Origin of the sequence: Paenibacillus plantiphilus (assembly GCF_927798095.1) — a bacterium.
In the GTDB taxonomy this organism is placed as follows: Bacteria; Bacillota; Bacilli; order Paenibacillales; family Paenibacillaceae; genus Paenibacillus_Z; species Paenibacillus_Z plantiphilus.
In genome coordinates, this window is record NZ_CAKMMF010000012.1 from 123,895 (window position 1) to 142,195 (window position 18,301).

The window sequence follows — 18,301 nt, forward strand, 5'->3', positions numbered from 1 at the left end:
TATCATAAGTGACGCCGAAGTAAGTGTTTCGAGACCCTAAGACAACAAGTTTTTGGGTTCTTTCTTTTGAGAAAAATCGGCAAAAAGACGACCATTTATAAACCAACCCAGTACCAAAACAAGTATGGTGAGAATAAATTCAATCCAAAAAACCGTTTGCAAACCGGCAACGATGCTTTGTGTTTTATCTTGAAACGCTGCGGGATCGAGCGAATGGTGAAGATAACGACTGGTCCCAGACGACATGATGCCGACGAACAAAGCGATGCCAATTCCCCCGGCAATCTGTTGGAGCGTATTGTATATGGCCGTGCCATGGGGGACCAGGTGAAGCGAAAGTTGATTCATTCCTGCTGTCTGAGCCGGCATGACGACAAATGATATGCCTAAGAATAAGAGGACATGATTGAACAGAACGGAGCCTTGGGTTGTATCGCTGTCGATACCTGCAAACAGCCACAGCGATAGGGCGATCATGACCAGTCCGGGCATTATAACGAATCTCGGCCCGAATTTATCGAATAATTTTCCTGTCACAGGCATCATCATTGCGTTTAAAATGCAGCCTGGCATCAGAAGTAAACCTGTCGCGAATGCTGTCAACTGCATCACATCCTGCATATAGATCGGCAGCAATGTCGTGGTGGCGAATAAAACCATCATCAACACTACTATCAATACCGCTACCAAAGAATAAGCGGGATACCGGAATACGGAAAGATCAATCAAAGGCTCTTTAATCTTGAGCTGCCGCCAAATAAGCAAGAGCAAGAAGAAGCCGCCTATGGCAATCAAACTGTAACTACCAGGACCAGCCCAGACACCAGTCTGGCTGAAGCCGTAGGTGACACAACCAAACCCGACGGTTGACATAACAATGGATAAAAGATCGACCCTTGGCTTGGTTATTTCTGTAACATTCTTTAAGTAAATGAACGCATAAATAATCGAAAACAATGCGACAGGAATCACCATGTAGAACAGCCAGCGCCAGTGTAAGGTATCGATAACCAACCCCGACAAAGCTGGCCCGATGACAGGGGCGACCATGATGACAAGCCCCATGAGACCCATGGCGGCCCCCCTGCGTTCCGGTGGATAGAGGGCAAGAATCGTATTCATCATCAACGGAATCAATAATCCTGTCCCGCAAGCCTGAACAACCCTGCCTATCAGCAAGACTTCGAAACCAGGGGATACTGCACACAAGCAGGTGCCTGCTAAAAATAACGCCATCGCGGACATAAACATCCGACGAGTCGTGAACCATTGCTGTAGCAATGCGGTCACCGGCACCAGTATGCCGATCATCAGCATATAACCGGTCGATAACCATTGTATGGTCGAAGCAGTAACGTTGAACTCACGCATTAATCGAGGAAATATATTGGTAAGTAAATTTTCATTAAGAAACGCAATAAATGCACCGATGAGCAGGGCGGCTAGCATTGTCCCTCTCTTCATTCGGCTTGCCTCTTGAACCTGTTTGTTCATCTTCTACCTCCAGAGAATATTCATTGCGCTCCACGTAGTGCCTTGACACCGAATCTTCACCTGTCTGTCATGCAGATCTCCTTTCCTTATTCCTCATCGATCTGAAGAATATTTTACGTGACATAGGATGAATTGGAAAAAGCGATATCGCCCTGCATACTCGGATATTCATTCCTATTAAGAAAGCATAAGGGGGGTTCTCCCACTATGTCGTTCATTATCACATTATCTCTTGACGAGACGCGATTTGGGGATTATGATAACGTGCCGGTTAACTCAACAAGGTAAATCAATAAAAGGCTGACTTTTCGAGTGTGTTGGCACCGAATCATCAGCCTGGCGTGCAGATCATGAAATTAAAAACCCATAAGAACATCAACAAAGGACATGCGGTGGTAGCTGCCTTAGCATTTTTCGCCGATGGACCCGTTAAGCTGAACCGTATCACAAATAGTGATAAAGCAGAAAGTTGAGTTGAAGGTTGAAGCTTCGACGCTAAATCTATGAAGAAGCGCGTAAAGACCCAACTCATGTGGAATCGGTCATATATGCCGAGACGAGACCTTCATCAAGAATAGTTCTCCATCATTTGATATAAATAATTTCGAAAGTCTTCAACATAGGTTTTGGGCTCTACAACTTTTAGATGAGTGCCGAAGCTTGCTAAAAATTGAAATCCCATACGATTTTGAGGGACATAAATGGTTGCTAATAAACATTCAGAGCTATGGTCTTCAATACTTCTTCGACCATACCTTTCGATGATTTGATCCCTTATGCTAGGCGATATCGATACCTTAATCGTGACGAGCTGCGGTAGATAACTTGCAACGCGACCTTGCTCTGACCAATCGTCTCTAGGATGAAACGCGCGTTCATCCATCGTAATATGATCGATCCGGGATAACTTGAATGTTCGATTTCCCTGTCGATGTAAACAGAATCCTTTCAAGTACCAACTCGATTCGCTAAAATGCAGCTCATAGGGCTCGACCATTCTATTCGTTACAGCCCCGTCTTTATCTGTATAATCAAACGAAACCAGCCTTTTCTTTAAAATGGATTCTTGACATGTCTTTAAGGTTTCAAGAATTTCTGACCGACCTTCCCAATTATAAAACGACAGTTGAATGGAACGATTCAGAGACAATGGACTAACCATTGCCTCTATTTTTTTTATCGTTCTTTCAACTTCTTCAGTAAGGAGGATTTGTTCCAATCCGCCGAGCGCAGTTAATATATTCTGTAAATCGGAGCTGTTTAAGAGGCGTTTATCAACCTTGTATTCCTCCATTATGCCGTAGCCGCCTTTGACCCCATTGACAGAGTAGATCGGGATGTTCGATAAGCTCAATGTTTCCATATCGCGAAGGATCGTTCTTTTGGAAACATGGAATAGTTGTGAGAATTCCGTTGTAGAAACAACCTCTTTTTTCAGCAATATCATGATAATCGAAATGAGCCTCTCCACTTTGTCCATCATTGCCCTCTTTTTTTCTACATGATTTCAGAACGGTGACACTATGATGTCACCTTTTGTCCATTATACTACATGTATCACAAGAAGGAGGTTTTGATGCAATGTTTAATCCAACCGATTTTCCCAAGCCCACCCTTATTTCAGTCAACGGTGTGGAACTCGAAGTCTATGAAGCAGGCCGACAAAATGCCGGAGAACCCATTGTCCTCTGTCACGGATGGCCAGAGCATGCCTTTTCTTGGCGCCATCAGATGGCCGCCCTTGCCGCAGCGGGCTACCATGTCATCGTCCCAAACCAGCGGGGTTACGGCAACTCATCCCGTCCGGCCGAAGTAACAGACTATGACATTGAACACTTGTCGGGTGATCTCATCGCACTTCTCGATCACTACGGATACGAGGACGCCACCTTTGTCGGTCATGATTGGGGTGCGATGGTCGTTTGGGGACTGACCTTGTTGCATCCAAACCGTGTAAACAAAGTGATAAATCTGAGCTTGCCCTACCAAGAGCGCGGAGAAAAACCCTGGATCGAGTTCTTGGAGGAAATACTCGGCGGCGACTACTATTTTGTCCACTTCAATCGACAGCCAGGTGTTGCGGACGCCGTAATGGATAAGAATACGTTTCGGTTTCTTCGCAACCTGTACCGCAAGAACGAGCCTCTCAGAGCACCTGAGCCAGGCATGGCGATGATCAATCTTGCCAACGCGGAAACACCGCTCGGCGAGCCCTTGATGAACGACAGCGAATTGGCCGTTTTCGTATCCGCCTTTGAAACATCAGGGTTCAGGGGCAGCATAAATTGGTACAGGAACCTTGACCGCAACTGGCGCTTATTGGCAGACGTGAACCCAATCATCCAACAGCCGACCCTCATGATCTATGGCGACCGAGATGCGATCCCGAGGTCTGAAAACCTGACAGAGTTCGTACCCAATGTGGAAGTGGTCCATCTGGATTGCGGTCATTGGATCCAGCAAGAAAAGCCGGAAGAAACAAACGAAGCGATTTTGAGATGGCTGGAACAGCAGGATGCCAGCTAGTCCCAAGAGCGATTCAAGGTTGAGCCTGCCCTCCGGCTTGACCGGAGCGGGAGCGTGCAACGCCGAGGTTAATGTAGAAAGTCTTTAAACACAAGGATTTCCGAGTGTTTAAAGGCTTTTTTCTATGCATGGATAGTGTTGAAGCAAGGGGTGCTGATGAGATCGGATAACCTTTTGACTAATATTTTCAAGTATGGAAGACCAAATGCTCTGTTGCGTGATCTAATAGTTAAATAGACAGAAAAACACATTTCAAAGAAGGAGAAAATTTGATGAAAAAAATGCCACTGCTGCTCCTGGTAGTTATATTGCTGCTGGCGGGATGCCAGCAAGATAAGAGCGCTCAACTCACCGTTGCTTCGAACAAGGACAAGGTAAAGCTGCGAGTCCTTCATATCAACCAAACGATGTTTAATGAAATGTATGGGAAAGAAATCATGAAGGCGTATCCGAATTATGAGATTGAAGTGATTCCGATGGAGAGCGTATTTAGCCAGCCAGACCGATCAATGAAGGAAATATACGAGGACGTTTCGAATCTGATCAAACAAGAGAAGCCCGATCTCATTATCTTTCCGTTTGAGGATGTCTATCAGAAGCTAGCTGCAAAAGGGGAGCTTGTGGATCTCGGCAGCTATGTAAAAACAGGCGCACTGCAAACGGAAAACCTGCATGCCCCCGCTATTGAAAAGCTAACCGCATTGAATAAAGCGAGCTTGAATGGAATCCCGGCCAGATTTGACAGCAAGGGCCTCTACTACAATAAACAATTATTTGATACATATAACCTGGAATATCCGACAGAGCAGATGTCATGGGAAGAGGTATTTGCACTGGCCAATAGGTTTAAGGGGAAAGAGGAGGGAATATACGGATATAACCCGCCATTATATGGATTTCTTGATTTGTTTGACATCATACGAACCGTAGGTTATGGAAGGGGTTTATCTGTTCTGGATGCATCCGAAACAAAGGTAGCCTTAAATACGGATGAATGGAAGAGCACGACGAACCTCGTATTGAACGGATATAAAGAAGGGTATCTTTACCTGCCGGAAATTCCGAAGGATGCAGATTCGAATGGGATTGTCTCTCTAGATCCAAATACACCGAACCTGTTCACCGAAGGCAAATCAGCGATGACTGTGGACGGAATCGGATTATCGGAAATCATGAAGCTTCAGCACCGTAACGGGGGCGCTGCCGTGGAGTGGGGCGTTGTTCCCGAACCGGGAAATGGCCAATCTAACATGATGTTAAGTGATATTTTCACCATTCATGTAGATTCCAGCCTGATCAATGAGTCACTGGAAGTGCTTAAATATATCACCAGCGATAAATTGTCGTTTAATATGGACCCAGAGATGGTGGTATCGGGAATTTCTACGAATACGAAGTGGATAGAGAAAACCTATGGAGAGGAATTCAATGGGTTCTTTCAGAATAAAAACATAGCGCCCCATAGGGTAAGCTCTGCACCAGAAGGCTTTTGGCTTAAATTCCATCGTTTGGCTAGCAAGGAGATGCTTTCCGTCTTTACAGGAGGAAAGCCCGTGAATGACGCTTTGGAGCAATTGCAGAGAGAGGGGCAAGCGGTGCTTGAGCAAGAATGAATCAAATAGCTGTAAAGACGGAAGAGGTGGACAATGGAACGGGTCAATCATGCAATCATAGGAGACAAAGACGCTTTCACAGAGCTGATCATGGATCACAAGACGTTGATGTACCGAACGGCCTATTCGTACTGTGGCAATGAACATGATGCGATGGAGATTGTTCACGAGACGGTGTACAAGGCGTTTAAATCGATTAAAAACTTGAGGGAGCCAGCCTATTTTAAAACATGGCTCATTAAAATTTTGATAAACTGTGCGATCCACAATATGAAAAGAAAATCGAAAGTCATTCATTTCGTGAACGAGCATCCGATACATACGCAAGCTTCCTATTCACACGACACGGATGCAAGATTGGACATACAAGCATCTATTCTTGAGCTTGAGGACAAACCTAGATCCATCATCATCCTCAAGTTCTATCATGATATGACCTTTTCACAAATTGCTGACGTATTGGAATGCCCCGTGAGTACTGTAAAAACAAATTACTATCTGGCGCTGAAAAAACTCCGCCTGAAATTGAATGAGGAGGAATGTATAAATGAATGAGCGGATCAAGGATTGGAAGGAAAACGTGGATTCGATCAGCATCCCTCATGAGCTGGATCAAGCCATACATCAAGCAATCAATAGAGGGCTGGAAGAAGAGAACTTGGCGGCATCTCAATCGCGGAGGAAATGGTTCGGTAAAAAGAAATTCCATGCTCTGGCCATCTCGGGAGTGATCCTTGCTTTTGCAGGTTCAGCTTACGCCATGACAACGTTTGATCTATTTCAACTGCGCAACGATAAGGGCGAGGTGGTAATGGAGCTCCATACAAATCCTGATAATGGGTTTGATCCCCCAAGCTTGCCGGAAGGTAAATTCCATCATGAGGCGGACGAAGAGAGCATTAAGAATCAATTGAATCCGGGAGAAGCTGCTGTTGCTTATTTTGCCGTCGATGATACTGTCGTTATCCTTCAAAAACCATTTGAAACGAATAACATTAAGGAGTGGAATCAAACCCTTGAAGCCTATAATCTTCAAGTCGCGGATGGGTTTGCAGATGAGTATGAATTTGTTTCTGGCGGAATTGAATCAGTCGATGCTATTTTTCCCGCCCCCCATCTCTATGATGGGTATAAACAGGAGTTAAAAGAAAAAGCAAAGACCTCGAATGAATCTGTTGCATGGAAGGTTGTTACAGACAGCGTAATCGGCATGCCGCAAATGAGAAAGGCAGTAACCATATATCGGAGCACTGCCACTGAGAAGGAGATAAAGATCATATACAATATGGATGAGTTTTCTGAAAAAGTAGTAATCGTGGGTGACAAAGCTCCGATCATTATGAAAACGGAAGTTGCAGGGAAAGAAGCCTATTATGTGGACGGGCTAAGTGAGAAGCAATTGTATTGGATGGCGGACAGAGAGAGGGGTTCTACATTTAAGATCATCATCTCTACTGCTTCTTCTGAGATTTCCCAAGAAGAGCTGGTCGAAATCGCTAACCAATTTGTAACAAACTCATAATTAAGGAAACGTCCTTAGCTTGGTGAGAGATTAGCCAAGGAAGGATGTTTTTTATGCTTGTTCATGATGACCGCCTGTAACCACTGTATGGAGAAAAATTTTAGCGACGGACGAGGTAGTCAATGATATTTCAATATGTTACAATTATGAACAATTAGATTACAAATGTTTCATAATAAAACAATCTTTTGTTGAGGGAATCATATGGATATATTTGATCGTTTGAAAAATTTGATAGGCGATGAGAGCAGGATAACCCGTTGTGAGAAGGTTAGAGCTGAGCATAGCAAGGATTGCTCCTCCTATCATATCGGTAATTTGCCTGACTGTGTTGTTTTTCCAAAGAATGTCGAAGAAATTAAAAAAATTGTTGAATTTGCCAATGAAGGCAATATTCCACTTGTTCCGTTTGGGCTTGGAACAAGTGTGGAAGGCCAAATCGTTCCTACTAGAGGGGGGATAAGTCTTTCATTTCAAAAAATGAATAACATTATTGAAGTATGTCCCGAAGATTTTTACGTTAAGGTTCAGCCAGGTGTTACCAGAGTACAGTTAAATGAAGAATTGAAGAAGTATGGCATGTTTTTTCCAGTTGATCCAGGTCTGGATGCAACAATTGGCGGCATGGCCGCAACGAATGCAAGTGGGACGAACGCCGTATATTATGGCGCGATGAAGCATCAGATTCTCGGGCTTGAGGTTGTTCTTGCCACCGGCGAGGTCATACGAACTGGAGGGGCCTATCTTAAATCTTCGTCAGGCTACAATTTAACGTCTCTTTTTGTTGGCTCCGAAGGAACGTTAGGTATTTTTACAGAGTTGATTTTGAAGATTCATAGTGTGCCCAGGTTTATCATGACAGCGAAAGCAGTGTTTAATGATGTTGAATCGGCGAGTCATGCAGCGATCCATGTATTGAGAAATAATGGTAGCGTTTGCAAGCTGGAGCTGTTAGACCAAAGCACGATTTCAGCGATTAATCGTTATAAGCAGACGAGTTATACGGAATTGCCAACTCTATTCATTGAGATTATGGAAAATCATTTTACACAAGTGAAAGAGATGCTTCTTCTTTCTGATTGTTGTGAATTGGAAGTTGAGGACATCGATGAGAAGAGAGAGCAGTTATGGTCTATCCGTCACGAGGCTGCTTTTGCAATAAAAAACCTCTTTCCAGGGAAAAAGCTGATGGCGACGGATGTTTGTGTTCCATTGACTATTTTACCCGTTGCAATTCGTAATGCCAGGGAAGTGATGGATCGCAACGATATGAAAGGATCTATTCTTGGTCATGTTGGGGATGGAAACTTTCACGCCGTTTTTGCAGTCGCCCCCTTTGACCAAGGGGATTTGGAAAGAGCACAGCATGTAAACAATGCTATCGTCCAATTCGCACTGAATAACGGGGGTACTTGTTCAGGTGAGCATGGCATCGGCCTTGGTAAAATGAATTATTTGGAACAAGAACATGGGGCATCTGTGTTCATTATGAAAAAAATTAAAGATATGTTTGATCCTAAGGGGATTCTCAATCCCGGAAAGATATTCACTTCATAAAGGAGAGTTTATGTTGAATAAGGTGAATGCAATTCCCGAAGTAGATTCTTTTAATGTAGCTATGGATATAGAAGATATCGACTATTTGCAATTGTATACAGGTAATGCTAAGCAATCTGTTTATTATTTATGCAAATTATTCGGTTTTCGATTGAAGGCATACAGCGGTCTGGAGACGGGTAATCGAGAGACTTGTTCCTATGTGCTGGAGCAAGGCGATATTCGGCTACTTATCTCCAGTGCCTATTCTGGGAATCATCCGATTAGTGAATGTATTAAGAACTGTGGGGAAGGTGTTAGAGATATCGCGTTTCGGGTTGGCGATGTGGAGAAAGTATTCCATGAGGCAGTATTAAAAGGGGCAACTGTCATTCAGGAGCCAAGTGTGGAAACAGATGAGTTCGGCATCTATAAGAAGGCTGTCATCGGCACATTTGGTTCGACTGTACATACACTCGTTGAAAGTAAAAATTATGAGGGATGCTTCGCGCCAGGCTTTAAAGAGCTTCATGATAATTATGAACCAGCCTTTACGGGACTTACAAGAATTGATCACTTAGGGATTTGTGTGGAGAACATGCGCAAGTGGACATCCTTTTACGAAGAAGTGTTGGGGTTTTCATTTGTCAATGAGTTTAAGAAAGGCGAAGTGAGTTCCAATAACTCCTCTCTCATGACGAAGGTCGTGCAGAATGGAACGGAAAGGGTAAAATTTCCGATTATTGAACCAGCAGAAGGCTCTAGAAAATCACAAATACAAGAGTTTCTAGACTATAACGGGGGAGCTGGTGTGCAACACATTGCCCTCTTGACGGATAACATTATAGAAACAGTGGATACACTTCAAACAAACGGGATTGACTTCCTATATACACCGGATGCTTATTACAAAATGTTGGAAGAGCGAATCGGAAATATTGATGAGACGATTGAAGAATTGAATAAGTACAACATCTTGGCGGATCGAGATGAGGAAGGTTATTTGCTCCAAATTTTTGGATACCCTGTTTCCGACAGGCCAACGTTGTTCTTTGAAATTATCCAAAGAAAAGGTTCCAAAGGTTTTGGAAACGGTAACATTAGAGCATTGTTCGAATCTGTTGAGAGGGTTCAAGAGCAACGAGGAAATTTATAGGTAAAGGGCGGCGACGATCATAATGAGTGAATGGATCTCTATTAATAACGAGTTTGTAAGAAAAGAGGATGCAAAGGTATCGATCTATGACCGGGGTTTTCTCTTTGGAGACGGTGTTTTTGAAGGCATTAGAGCCTATAGCGGAAATGTATTTAAATTAAAGGAGCATATAGAGCGGCTTTATGACTCAGCGAAATCCATACTGCTAGATATCCCTTATACAAGGGAACAGATTACACAGATTGTTGTTGACACCTTGCATAAAAATCAATTAAACACCGCGTATATTCGAATTATTGTTTCGCGAGGGGTCGGAATGGGATATAGCTTGGACCCTTTTGTGTGCCATGCACCGCAATTCATTGTAATAACGGAAGCCTTTGAGGCATTCCCTTCACACTTATATGATCAAGGGCTTGAGATCATTACGGTTCCTACACGACGGAACCGCTCTGATGTGTTAAGTCCCCAAGTTAAATCGTTGAATTATTTGAATAATATACTTGTTAAAGCGGAAGCGATTGTTGCCGGGGTGAATGATGGTCTGATGTTAAATACGGAAGGCTATGTCGTAGAGGGCACAACGCAGAATATTTTTGCGGTAAAAAATAATGAGATAATGACCCCTCCTTGTTATTTGGGAGCATTGGAGGGCATTACGCGCAACAGTGTCATAGAGTTGTCAGAACGGTTGGGTTATATTACCACAGAGCGCACACTTACAAGACATGATTTATACACAGCCGATGAAGTATTCTTCACGGGAACAGCTGCAGAAATTATCGGGGTCATTAAGATAGATGGACGCTTAATTGGCGATGGTAAACCTGGTGTAAAAACCAAATTGTTTTTTGAGGAATTTAAGAAAATTGTGGTTGAGGATGGAGTGAAGATTTAATCTTACGCCCTGTCATGTTACAGAAAGAGGCTGGTCAAATGTCTACCGTTTCATTCTGCTTTCCATTAACCCAATCTCAAAAGAGATTATGGTATGTTGAGAAGATGAATCCTCAAGCTGCAGTTCATAATATTGGGGGTTCCATTATCATAGATGGGCCAATCGACATCCATCTATTAGAGAAGTCAATTAAGATATTGATAATAAAGAATGATGCTTTAAGGATTAGGATGACTGAATCCGGCGGAGAACCGCAGCAGTTTATCGTTGAACATGAGGAGCCAGCAGTTCCTTGTATTGATTTCAGCCAACATGCGGAGCCCGAACAAGAACTTGAGAAATGGACGAATATAGCAGCAACAGCTCATATGGAACTATATAACGCGCCGCTTTATTGGTTCTCTGTGTTTAAACTCGCTGAAGACAAGATCGGCTATTTCGTTAAACTTCATCATATTATTTCGGATGCTTGGAGCATGCAGATCTTGACAAGCCAAATGGAGCAGATTTATGTGGCCCTCCAAAGCGGCGACGAAGTGTTCCAACAGGTCGAGCATTCATATAGAGAGAGCTGCTTGAATGAACGAAAATACATGGAATCTGTCCGTTTCAATAAAGATCGAAATTATTGGATCGACAAATTAGAGCCGCTGCCCGAATCATTTTTGCATAAGAGCTCGACTTCCATGGCGGGGATGAGAACGATTCATAAATTGGATCAAGCAACCGTTCAAAATGCTCGTCAGTTTGTTAGACAGCATGACTTGTCGATGAACACTTTTTTTGTTGCAGCAACGCTTATTTATATGCATAAGCTTCTTCGTCAGAGCGACATGGTTATCGGTACACCGGTATTGAATCGAACAGGGAAAAAGGAGAAGAGCACCTTCGGCATGTTTGTTAGTACAATGCCTCTCCGAATTAAAATCGACGGCAAGCTTACAATAATGGAATTCATGAAATGCGTTCAATCGGAATTAACGAAAAGCTATTTTCATCAAAAGTACCCGTACAACCTGCTGGCTCAGGACCTGCAGCTGGCTCATAAAGGTTATGACCAACTGTTCCAAATTTGTGTAAACTATCATAATGCCAAATTGGTTTCCGACTTTGCCGGTTATAAGGCCGATAATAAAGAATTTTACAATCAACACTCCTTGTATGCCCTGCACCTCATGATCAAAGAATGGACCGATGCAGACGATTTGCACCTTGAAATTGATTATAAAAGAGAGGATTACTCGTCTAGTCAAATTCAAGATTTTATAACAAGAATACTGCTCATTATTCATGGGATCATGGAAAATCCGCATGCTTGCTTTAATGAATTAAGCCTCGTTGCTGAGAATGAAAAACAATTGGTTCTAGAAGCGTTCAATGCTACACCACTCCATTATGGCAGGGAAAAAACGTTACATCAGTTGTTCCAAGAGCAAGCATCCAGAACACCTCATTCCACAGCAGTAGTTTGCGAGGAGACAAAGCTCAGTTATGCGGAATTGCATCAACAATCCTCACAATTTGCCATGGCTTTACAAGCTCAAGGTGTAAAACCAGGTATGATTGTTCCCATTATGTTGGACAGATCCCTTGATTTGATCATTGCTATCTGGGCGGTGCTGAAGACCGGCGCAGCTTATTTGCCGATTGATCCTGATTATCCTGGTGAACGAGTACAGTATATGCTTGACAATAGCGGCGCTTCCATGATGCTGTCCTCTAGAAGGTTGTCGAAAGATGGGTTAAACGGGGTTGAATGTACGTATGTTGAAGACATTCAAACGTGCTCCCTTCATTCAGAATACGGTTCCTCATCGGTGTCAAGCGACCTGGCCTATATGATTTATACATCAGGTTCTACAGGGAAACCTAAAGGGGTTATGATCGAGCACCGGAATGTACATAACTTCATTGAGGGCATACAGCAGCTATTTGCTTTTGGGCCCCAGCATAGAATTTGCTCATTAACGACGATATCCTTTGATATTTTCGTGCTGGAAAGCATTTTACCGCTTTGCAAGGGTTCAACAGTGGTACTGGCCAGTGATCGAGAAGTCAACCATTTGCCTTATTTGAATGATTGCCTGCAGCGAAATTCAATTAATGTGCTCCAAACGACACCTTCCAGAATGAATGTTATCGTATCTGATGGAAGATGCTTAAGCGGTTTATCACAATTGGAAGCTTTGTTTGTCGGTGGTGAAGAACTGCCTTCCCGTTTGGTGACGAAATTAAGAGCTGTAACAGCGGCGACAATATTTAATATGTATGGTCCTACTGAGACGACGGTGTGGTCGACGGCACAAGAAATTCGGTCCGATGATAGTCATACGATCGGTAAACCGCTTGCCAATACGCAGGTATATATTGTTGATCAGTATGAGCAGCCGATGCCGCCCGGATATGCTGGTGAGCTATGTATTGCCGGCGAAGGTGTATCACGGGGATATTTCAATAATGCCGAATTAACGAGTCAACGTTTTGTCAATAACCCTGTTCGATTAGGTGAGGCCATGTATAAAACAGGGGATATGGCCAAATGGTTGCATGACGGCACCCTTGCATATATAGGGCGAATTGAACATGAAATGAAGTTGAATGGTTACCGAATGGATACGTCTGAAATCGAAGCGGAAATGGAGAATTTTGGGGCGATTCAGCGGGCTGTAGCAGTCATTCATGAAATGGAAGATGGCAGGAAAGCGATCTGCGCCTATTATGTTTGCCAACATTCAATTGAAGACAAGCAGCTAAGACAATACTTGGCCCGAAAAATTCCACGTTATATGATACCTGCCATATTTATGAGAGTAAATGAATTCAAGCTTACGCCTAGCGGCAAAATAGATCGCAAGTCGCTTCCACTACCTATCCGACCATCGAATGACAGCAATAGTTTGATGCTTGAAAATAAAATAAATCATCCGCTTGTTGACATCCTAAAGGGTTTATTGGGTGTCACGGCAGTCGGGCTGGATGATGATTTTTACAGCTTAGGTGGAGATTCAGTCAAAGCGATTCAATTAGCAAGCAGATTGCACGATGCAGGCATCTCTTTGGACGTACAGCATATTTTAACCGCTTCCACCGTTTTTGATTTGATTGAATTATCGGTAGAGCTCGCTCAGAAGAAAGAAATGATTCCTAATCCTGGTGAACGAGAATACATCCGTATATCAAACGAGCATGCTGCATATTTGAGGGAAGCGGCCGAAGGGATTGGACATCGAACCCGGACGATATCACTGAATTTAAAGGTTGATTATGATCAGTCTACGCTTTCTTTAATGTTAAATCGGTTGATTCGCAAGCATGATTCGTTGCGCATCAATAGGGATGGTCTTACGGGGACCTTATTCTATAATAGCAATCATTTATTCCGAGACTATGGGGTTGAGTTGACAACGAGCACTGTCGCAGATCCAATCCTATCGAAGATAGACGTGGATAGAGATCCGTTAATTAAATTGTATCTGAATAATCAGATCGATACATCCAAACAAAAGTTATTTATTGTTCTCCACCAGTGGGCCGCGGACCATGCATCGATTGAAATCATTCTTCGCGATATCCTCCAGTGGATGGAGGCCGGTGGCATAGAAGATTCACCAGTTGATGTGGCCGGTAATCAACGTTTATTTTCCAAACTGGATTCCTTGCAGACAAAAGCCATCCCGTCTTGCGCAGAGATAAACATGAATCAAGACCATTCCTTTAATGGATGTGAAAGCGAGAGTTACTGTTTTTCTGCAGAAAAAACGGAGCAATTATTGGCTGCATGTCAGACATATGGCGCTGCCTTATCTGAGTTAGCTATTTCGATGTTAAGTGCTGCGCGATCCTCGATTTTGAATAACCAACATCAAACGATAAGTATGGTATCCGATGATAGAGTTTTTTTAGAGAAAATGATCGGCACTGAAATTCAAGGTATGGTCGGTTGTGTGCGCTACCAATATCCGATCCATATCCAACAAACTTCATTTGAATATCTTTCTGAGCAGATCGAGCATATGAAACATTTACATAGAGGGGTTTCTTTAGAGGAAGTACAACTGGTCTGGCCAGATTTTTCAATCGACGATGGCTCTATTAATGCAGTATTTCAATATTTATCATCATTGATTTCTGAACAATTAGTGGATAATCCTTATTTCTCAATTGTTCATTTGGACAATGAACCCTCATCCTCAAAGTATGTGGAAAATAGCAACGTATTTGCTGCTGTAGCCAAGTTAGACGCTAAGAGTTTGATCCTAACAGTTGATTATAAACATGGAGTTGCATGCAGAGACACGGCCGTAAAAATTTTGGATGATTGGGTTAGACGATTGAATGAGGTCATTTTGCAATATCAGTACAAGGATACGTCTACTACTTTACGAATAGAATCGGATGTTTCTGGCCTTTCAAACGCGGATCTCAACTATTTGTTTGATTAAAGTTTAAGGAGATATCGAATGTGTAAACGAATTGCAAGTTTTGTGGCCTTGATAATGATTGTTATGGCATTAAGCAGTTTTTCTGCAAGCGCAGCAACTGCCAATATTGAGGGCAAGAATGAACTGCCTCAAGATATTATTGCAAAAATTGAAAAGTTTGCTCAAGAGCAATTGGAAGAGAACCATGCAACAGGCATTGCTATTGCGGTCGTCATAGGTGACAAAACCGTCTATGAAAAAGGCATAGGGACAACGGATTTACATTCAGGGAAGCAGGTTTCCCCGAATACGTTATTTGAAATCGGATCTATGAGCAAGGCGTTTACAGGGCTAGCGGTGCTTAAGCTGGTGGATGAGGGGAAAATAAAGCTTACGGACCCAATCACCAAACATATTCCCTGGTTGAAAATGAAATATGATGGGGGTTATGCTGCAATAACAATTGAGCAGTTAATGCGCCACACGAGTGGAATACCTTTCGAATCTATTGGCTTTATTCCTGCTCGTCAGGATGAATCCGCGCTGGAAGAGACAGTAAAAACTTTGGTCGATAAGGACTTGGCGTCAAAACCAGGGGAGACCTTTACTTATGCAACAATAAACTATGATGTGCTTGGCTTGGTAGTTCAAGAAGTGAGCGGACAAGTATTCGAAGAATACATGAGAGACCATATTCTTGAACCGTTAGGATTGAATCATACTTATTTATTTAAAAACGAAGCGAAAACCAAAGAGTTGGCGAAAGGGCATAAGTTTGGATTCGGTAAAACGTTGGAATACGAAGCCCCTGTATATCGTGGTGACACGCCCAGCTCTAAATATTTCAGTAATTTGCAGGATCTAACGTTATGGATGAAAATGCAGCTTGGCTCCATTCATTCTGCAGGTCTTCCTTCAGAATATTTCAACACATCCCATCAGCCTGGGGAGCTGCAAGATGCATTTGGCTTTTCATACGGAACAGGATGGTATGTCTCGCAGGATACGATCTCTCACGATGGCAGCACCCCCGGGTATTCATCCTATATGTTGCTAAAGCCTAGAGAGAGCTTAGGTATCGTTGTTCTTTCCAATTCACAATCAACTTACACACGTCTTGTTGCCGACTCTATTTACTTTTCTATTAAAGGAATGGAATTTCATTATTCGGGAACGGAATATTTTGTAGGAGAGGATCAGAAGTTTTCTACTGCAACGTATATCATGATCCCGATACTTCTCATTCTTTTCTTTTTATTTATCAAGGCGATTTATCAAATATGTCGAGGCCAAAGCAGATTTGTCGGCTTTAAGCCAACATTCTGGTATAGCATGCTCTCTTATTTATTGTTTATAGCTGGATTGTTGTCGTGTATCTACTACTCTCCCATATTTTTGTTCCGGGGCTTAACATGGTCGTTTATTTGGGTATGGGCTCCGGTAAGTGCATTTTGGGCGCTTGGCATAGGCGCAAGCATCGGCATCATTTTGGCTTCATATTTTTTAATCTACTACCTGTTTGAAGGGAAAAACAATAAATCGTTGCTCCCCATTGTAATATTATCCATTGTTAGCGGCTTCGCAGGAGCGGGAACGATTTTTATTTTAACGCAAGCTATACAGCTGGATTCAAAATTGAATGTACTGCTGCTTTATTTTTCAATGATCATATTTGTTTCATTAGCGGGCAATCGAATTGTCCGTTCGAAGCTTATTAAGCAAACAAATGAAATGGTATATGAGAAAAGAGTCACCATCATAAAGAATGTATTGAAAGCGCCGTTTCAAAAAATGGAGAACCTGGATAAAGGGAAAATCCATGCTGTTTTGAATAATGATACGGAAACGATCAGTATGTTTGCAGGCGTGTTTGTCTCGGTCGTCTCCTCTGCAATCACGCTAGTCTGTTGTTTCATTTATTTGGCTGTTCTCGATCTGTATGCATTGCTTTTTTCTTTTGTCGTTATTTTAATTGCTGCATTGATGTATTACGTTTCTGCAAACCGGGCCAATCGTTTTTGGGAGCAAAATAGAGATATCCAAAATCAATTTTTCAGATTTATTTACGATATGATTGAAGGATTTAAAGAGCTTTCGATTCGCACGAGAAAGCGTGAAGATTTTGAAAAAGATATGATTCAAAGCTGTGAGCAAAACAAATATACGCGCATTCAAGGTGAATATAAATTCCTGAATGTAGGTATGTTCGGAGAACTTCTTTTTGTATCAATCATCGGCGCGGTTGTATTTGTATTTCCGATTTTATTTGACAAACTGGATCGAACCCAACTGCTCACGTATGTCTTTGTATTTCTTTATATGCATGGACCTGTAAACGTGCTGCTGAACGTCATTCCCCAAATTCTTCAAATCAGAATAAGCTGGAAGCGAATGAATATGACGTTAAATGAAGTCTCGCAGTTAAGCGAGGATCATCATTCTGTACACAACGCAGCTGACACTCAGTATTCGAGTGTACATATGCAATTAAAAGATGTGGTGTTTCAGCACATAGACCAGGATGACAAAACATTCACACTGGGTCCTCTTAATACGGAATTTCGATCAGGTGAGATCGTATTCATCACAGGCGGTAACGGCAGCGGGAAATCCACGCTGGCTAAGCTCGTTACAGGCCTGTATATTCCGCAAGGCGGAGCGATCATGCTGAATGGCAGTAAGATGGATCACAGAGAGCTGGGTGATCAATTCTCGGTCGTCTTTAGTGGAAATTACCTGTTTGACAAGCTGTATGGCACAGACTATGAGAATAGGCTGCCGGAGATCGACCACTATCTCAAAACGCTTGGTTTGGATAATAAAATAAATCTGGAAGCCGGAAACTTCTCAGGCGCGATGCTTTCCACGGGGCAGAAGAAAAGATTAGCTTTGCTCATCAGCTTTATAGAAGATGCTCCAATTTACTTATTTGATGAATGGGCTGCTGAGCAAGACCCGGAATTCAGACGTTTTTTCTATCAACACCTTCTTCCCGAACTTAAAGAGAAAGGAAAATGCGTGATCATTATTTCGCATGATGATGCCTACTTCCATGTAGCTGACAGGCTAATGAAAATGGACGGTGGACAAATGACCGAGCAGGCAAAGGGCGAAGAAGCTCTTCACGCAGGTTAA

The 18,301-nt window shown here is 42.7% G+C and carries 11 protein-coding genes; 9 read left to right on the forward strand and 2 right to left on the reverse strand.

Annotation, left to right across the window (positions count from 1 at the left end; translation table 11 throughout):
* Nucleotides 1-36 precede the first annotated feature (36 nt).
* Entirely contained in the window at nucleotides 37-1,494 is a 1,458-nt protein-coding gene (locus tag L6H65_RS12590; protein WP_236342885.1) for an MDR family MFS transporter, read from the reverse strand.
* Nucleotides 1,495-2,062: 568 nt separating this feature from the next.
* Nucleotides 2,063-2,974 carry a helix-turn-helix transcriptional regulator gene (locus L6H65_RS12595; protein ID WP_236342902.1) on the reverse strand — a complete coding sequence of 304 codons (912 nt, stop codon included), beginning with the start codon at nucleotides 2,972-2,974 and terminating at the stop codon, nucleotides 2,063-2,065.
* Nucleotides 2,975-3,075: 101 nt separating this feature from the next.
* On the opposite strand from L6H65_RS12595, the gene L6H65_RS12600 reads away from it, so the two are divergent.
* From L6H65_RS12600 to L6H65_RS12640, 9 genes are all read left to right on the forward strand, one after another.
* Nucleotides 3,076-4,020, forward strand: a complete 945-nt coding sequence (locus tag L6H65_RS12600) for an alpha/beta fold hydrolase (protein ID WP_236342886.1) — start codon at nucleotides 3,076-3,078, stop codon at nucleotides 4,018-4,020.
* 272 nt (nucleotides 4,021-4,292) lie between these two features.
* Nucleotides 4,293-5,633 carry an ABC transporter substrate-binding protein gene (locus tag L6H65_RS12605; protein WP_236342887.1) on the forward strand — a complete coding sequence of 447 codons (1,341 nt, stop codon included), beginning with the start codon at nucleotides 4,293-4,295 and terminating at the stop codon, nucleotides 5,631-5,633.
* A gap of 33 nt (nucleotides 5,634-5,666) precedes the next feature.
* A complete protein-coding gene (locus tag L6H65_RS12610; protein ID WP_236342888.1) occupies nucleotides 5,667-6,188 on the forward strand; it encodes a sigma-70 family RNA polymerase sigma factor in 522 nt (173 codons plus the stop codon).
* A complete protein-coding gene (locus L6H65_RS12615; RefSeq protein WP_236342889.1) occupies nucleotides 6,181-7,155 on the forward strand; it encodes a hypothetical protein in 975 nt (324 codons plus the stop codon). Before L6H65_RS12610 ends, L6H65_RS12615 begins: the two co-directional genes overlap by 8 nt.
* Nucleotides 7,156-7,359: 204 nt before the next feature.
* The gene (locus L6H65_RS12620; protein WP_236342890.1) at nucleotides 7,360-8,712 is read left to right on the forward strand and encodes an FAD-binding oxidoreductase; all 1,353 of its coding nucleotides are present in this window, start codon (nucleotides 7,360-7,362) and stop codon (nucleotides 8,710-8,712) included.
* 10 nt (nucleotides 8,713-8,722) lie between these two features.
* Complete coding sequence (hppD, locus tag L6H65_RS12625) at nucleotides 8,723-9,847, forward strand: 4-hydroxyphenylpyruvate dioxygenase (protein WP_236342891.1); 1,125 nt, start codon at nucleotides 8,723-8,725, stop codon at nucleotides 9,845-9,847.
* Nucleotides 9,848-9,869: 22 nt separating this feature from the next.
* Nucleotides 9,870-10,745, forward strand: coding sequence for a branched-chain-amino-acid transaminase (gene ilvE / locus L6H65_RS12630; protein WP_236342892.1), 876 nt, complete (start codon nucleotides 9,870-9,872; stop codon nucleotides 10,743-10,745).
* Nucleotides 10,746-10,783: 38 nt separating this feature from the next.
* The gene (locus L6H65_RS12635) at nucleotides 10,784-15,187 is read left to right on the forward strand and encodes a non-ribosomal peptide synthetase (protein ID WP_236342893.1); all 4,404 of its coding nucleotides are present in this window, start codon (nucleotides 10,784-10,786) and stop codon (nucleotides 15,185-15,187) included.
* 18 nt (nucleotides 15,188-15,205) lie between these two features.
* Entirely contained in the window at nucleotides 15,206-18,301 is a 3,096-nt protein-coding gene (locus L6H65_RS12640) for a cyclic peptide export ABC transporter (protein ID WP_236342894.1), read from the forward strand.

What these genes read in the sequence shown, in the direction of transcription:
- L6H65_RS12590 (WP_236342885.1), bottom strand. Translation starts at nt 1,494, where the DNA reads ATGAACAAACAGGTTCAAGAGGCAAGCCGAATGAAGAGAGGGACAATG.
- L6H65_RS12595 (WP_236342902.1), bottom strand. Translation starts at nt 2,974, where the DNA reads ATGGACAAAGTGGAGAGGCTCATTTCGATTATCATGATATTGCTGAAA.
- L6H65_RS12600 (WP_236342886.1), top strand. Translation starts at nt 3,076, where the DNA reads ATGTTTAATCCAACCGATTTTCCCAAGCCCACCCTTATTTCAGTCAAC.
- L6H65_RS12605 (WP_236342887.1), top strand. Translation starts at nt 4,293, where the DNA reads ATGAAAAAAATGCCACTGCTGCTCCTGGTAGTTATATTGCTGCTGGCG.
- L6H65_RS12610 (WP_236342888.1), top strand. Translation starts at nt 5,667, where the DNA reads ATGGAACGGGTCAATCATGCAATCATAGGAGACAAAGACGCTTTCACA.
- L6H65_RS12615 (WP_236342889.1), top strand. Translation starts at nt 6,181, where the DNA reads ATGAATGAGCGGATCAAGGATTGGAAGGAAAACGTGGATTCGATCAGC.
- L6H65_RS12620 (WP_236342890.1), top strand. Translation starts at nt 7,360, where the DNA reads ATGGATATATTTGATCGTTTGAAAAATTTGATAGGCGATGAGAGCAGG.
- hppD (WP_236342891.1), top strand. Translation starts at nt 8,723, where the DNA reads ATGTTGAATAAGGTGAATGCAATTCCCGAAGTAGATTCTTTTAATGTA.
- ilvE (WP_236342892.1), top strand. Translation starts at nt 9,870, where the DNA reads ATGAGTGAATGGATCTCTATTAATAACGAGTTTGTAAGAAAAGAGGAT.
- L6H65_RS12635 (WP_236342893.1), top strand. Translation starts at nt 10,784, where the DNA reads ATGTCTACCGTTTCATTCTGCTTTCCATTAACCCAATCTCAAAAGAGA.
- L6H65_RS12640 (WP_236342894.1), top strand. Translation starts at nt 15,206, where the DNA reads ATGTGTAAACGAATTGCAAGTTTTGTGGCCTTGATAATGATTGTTATG.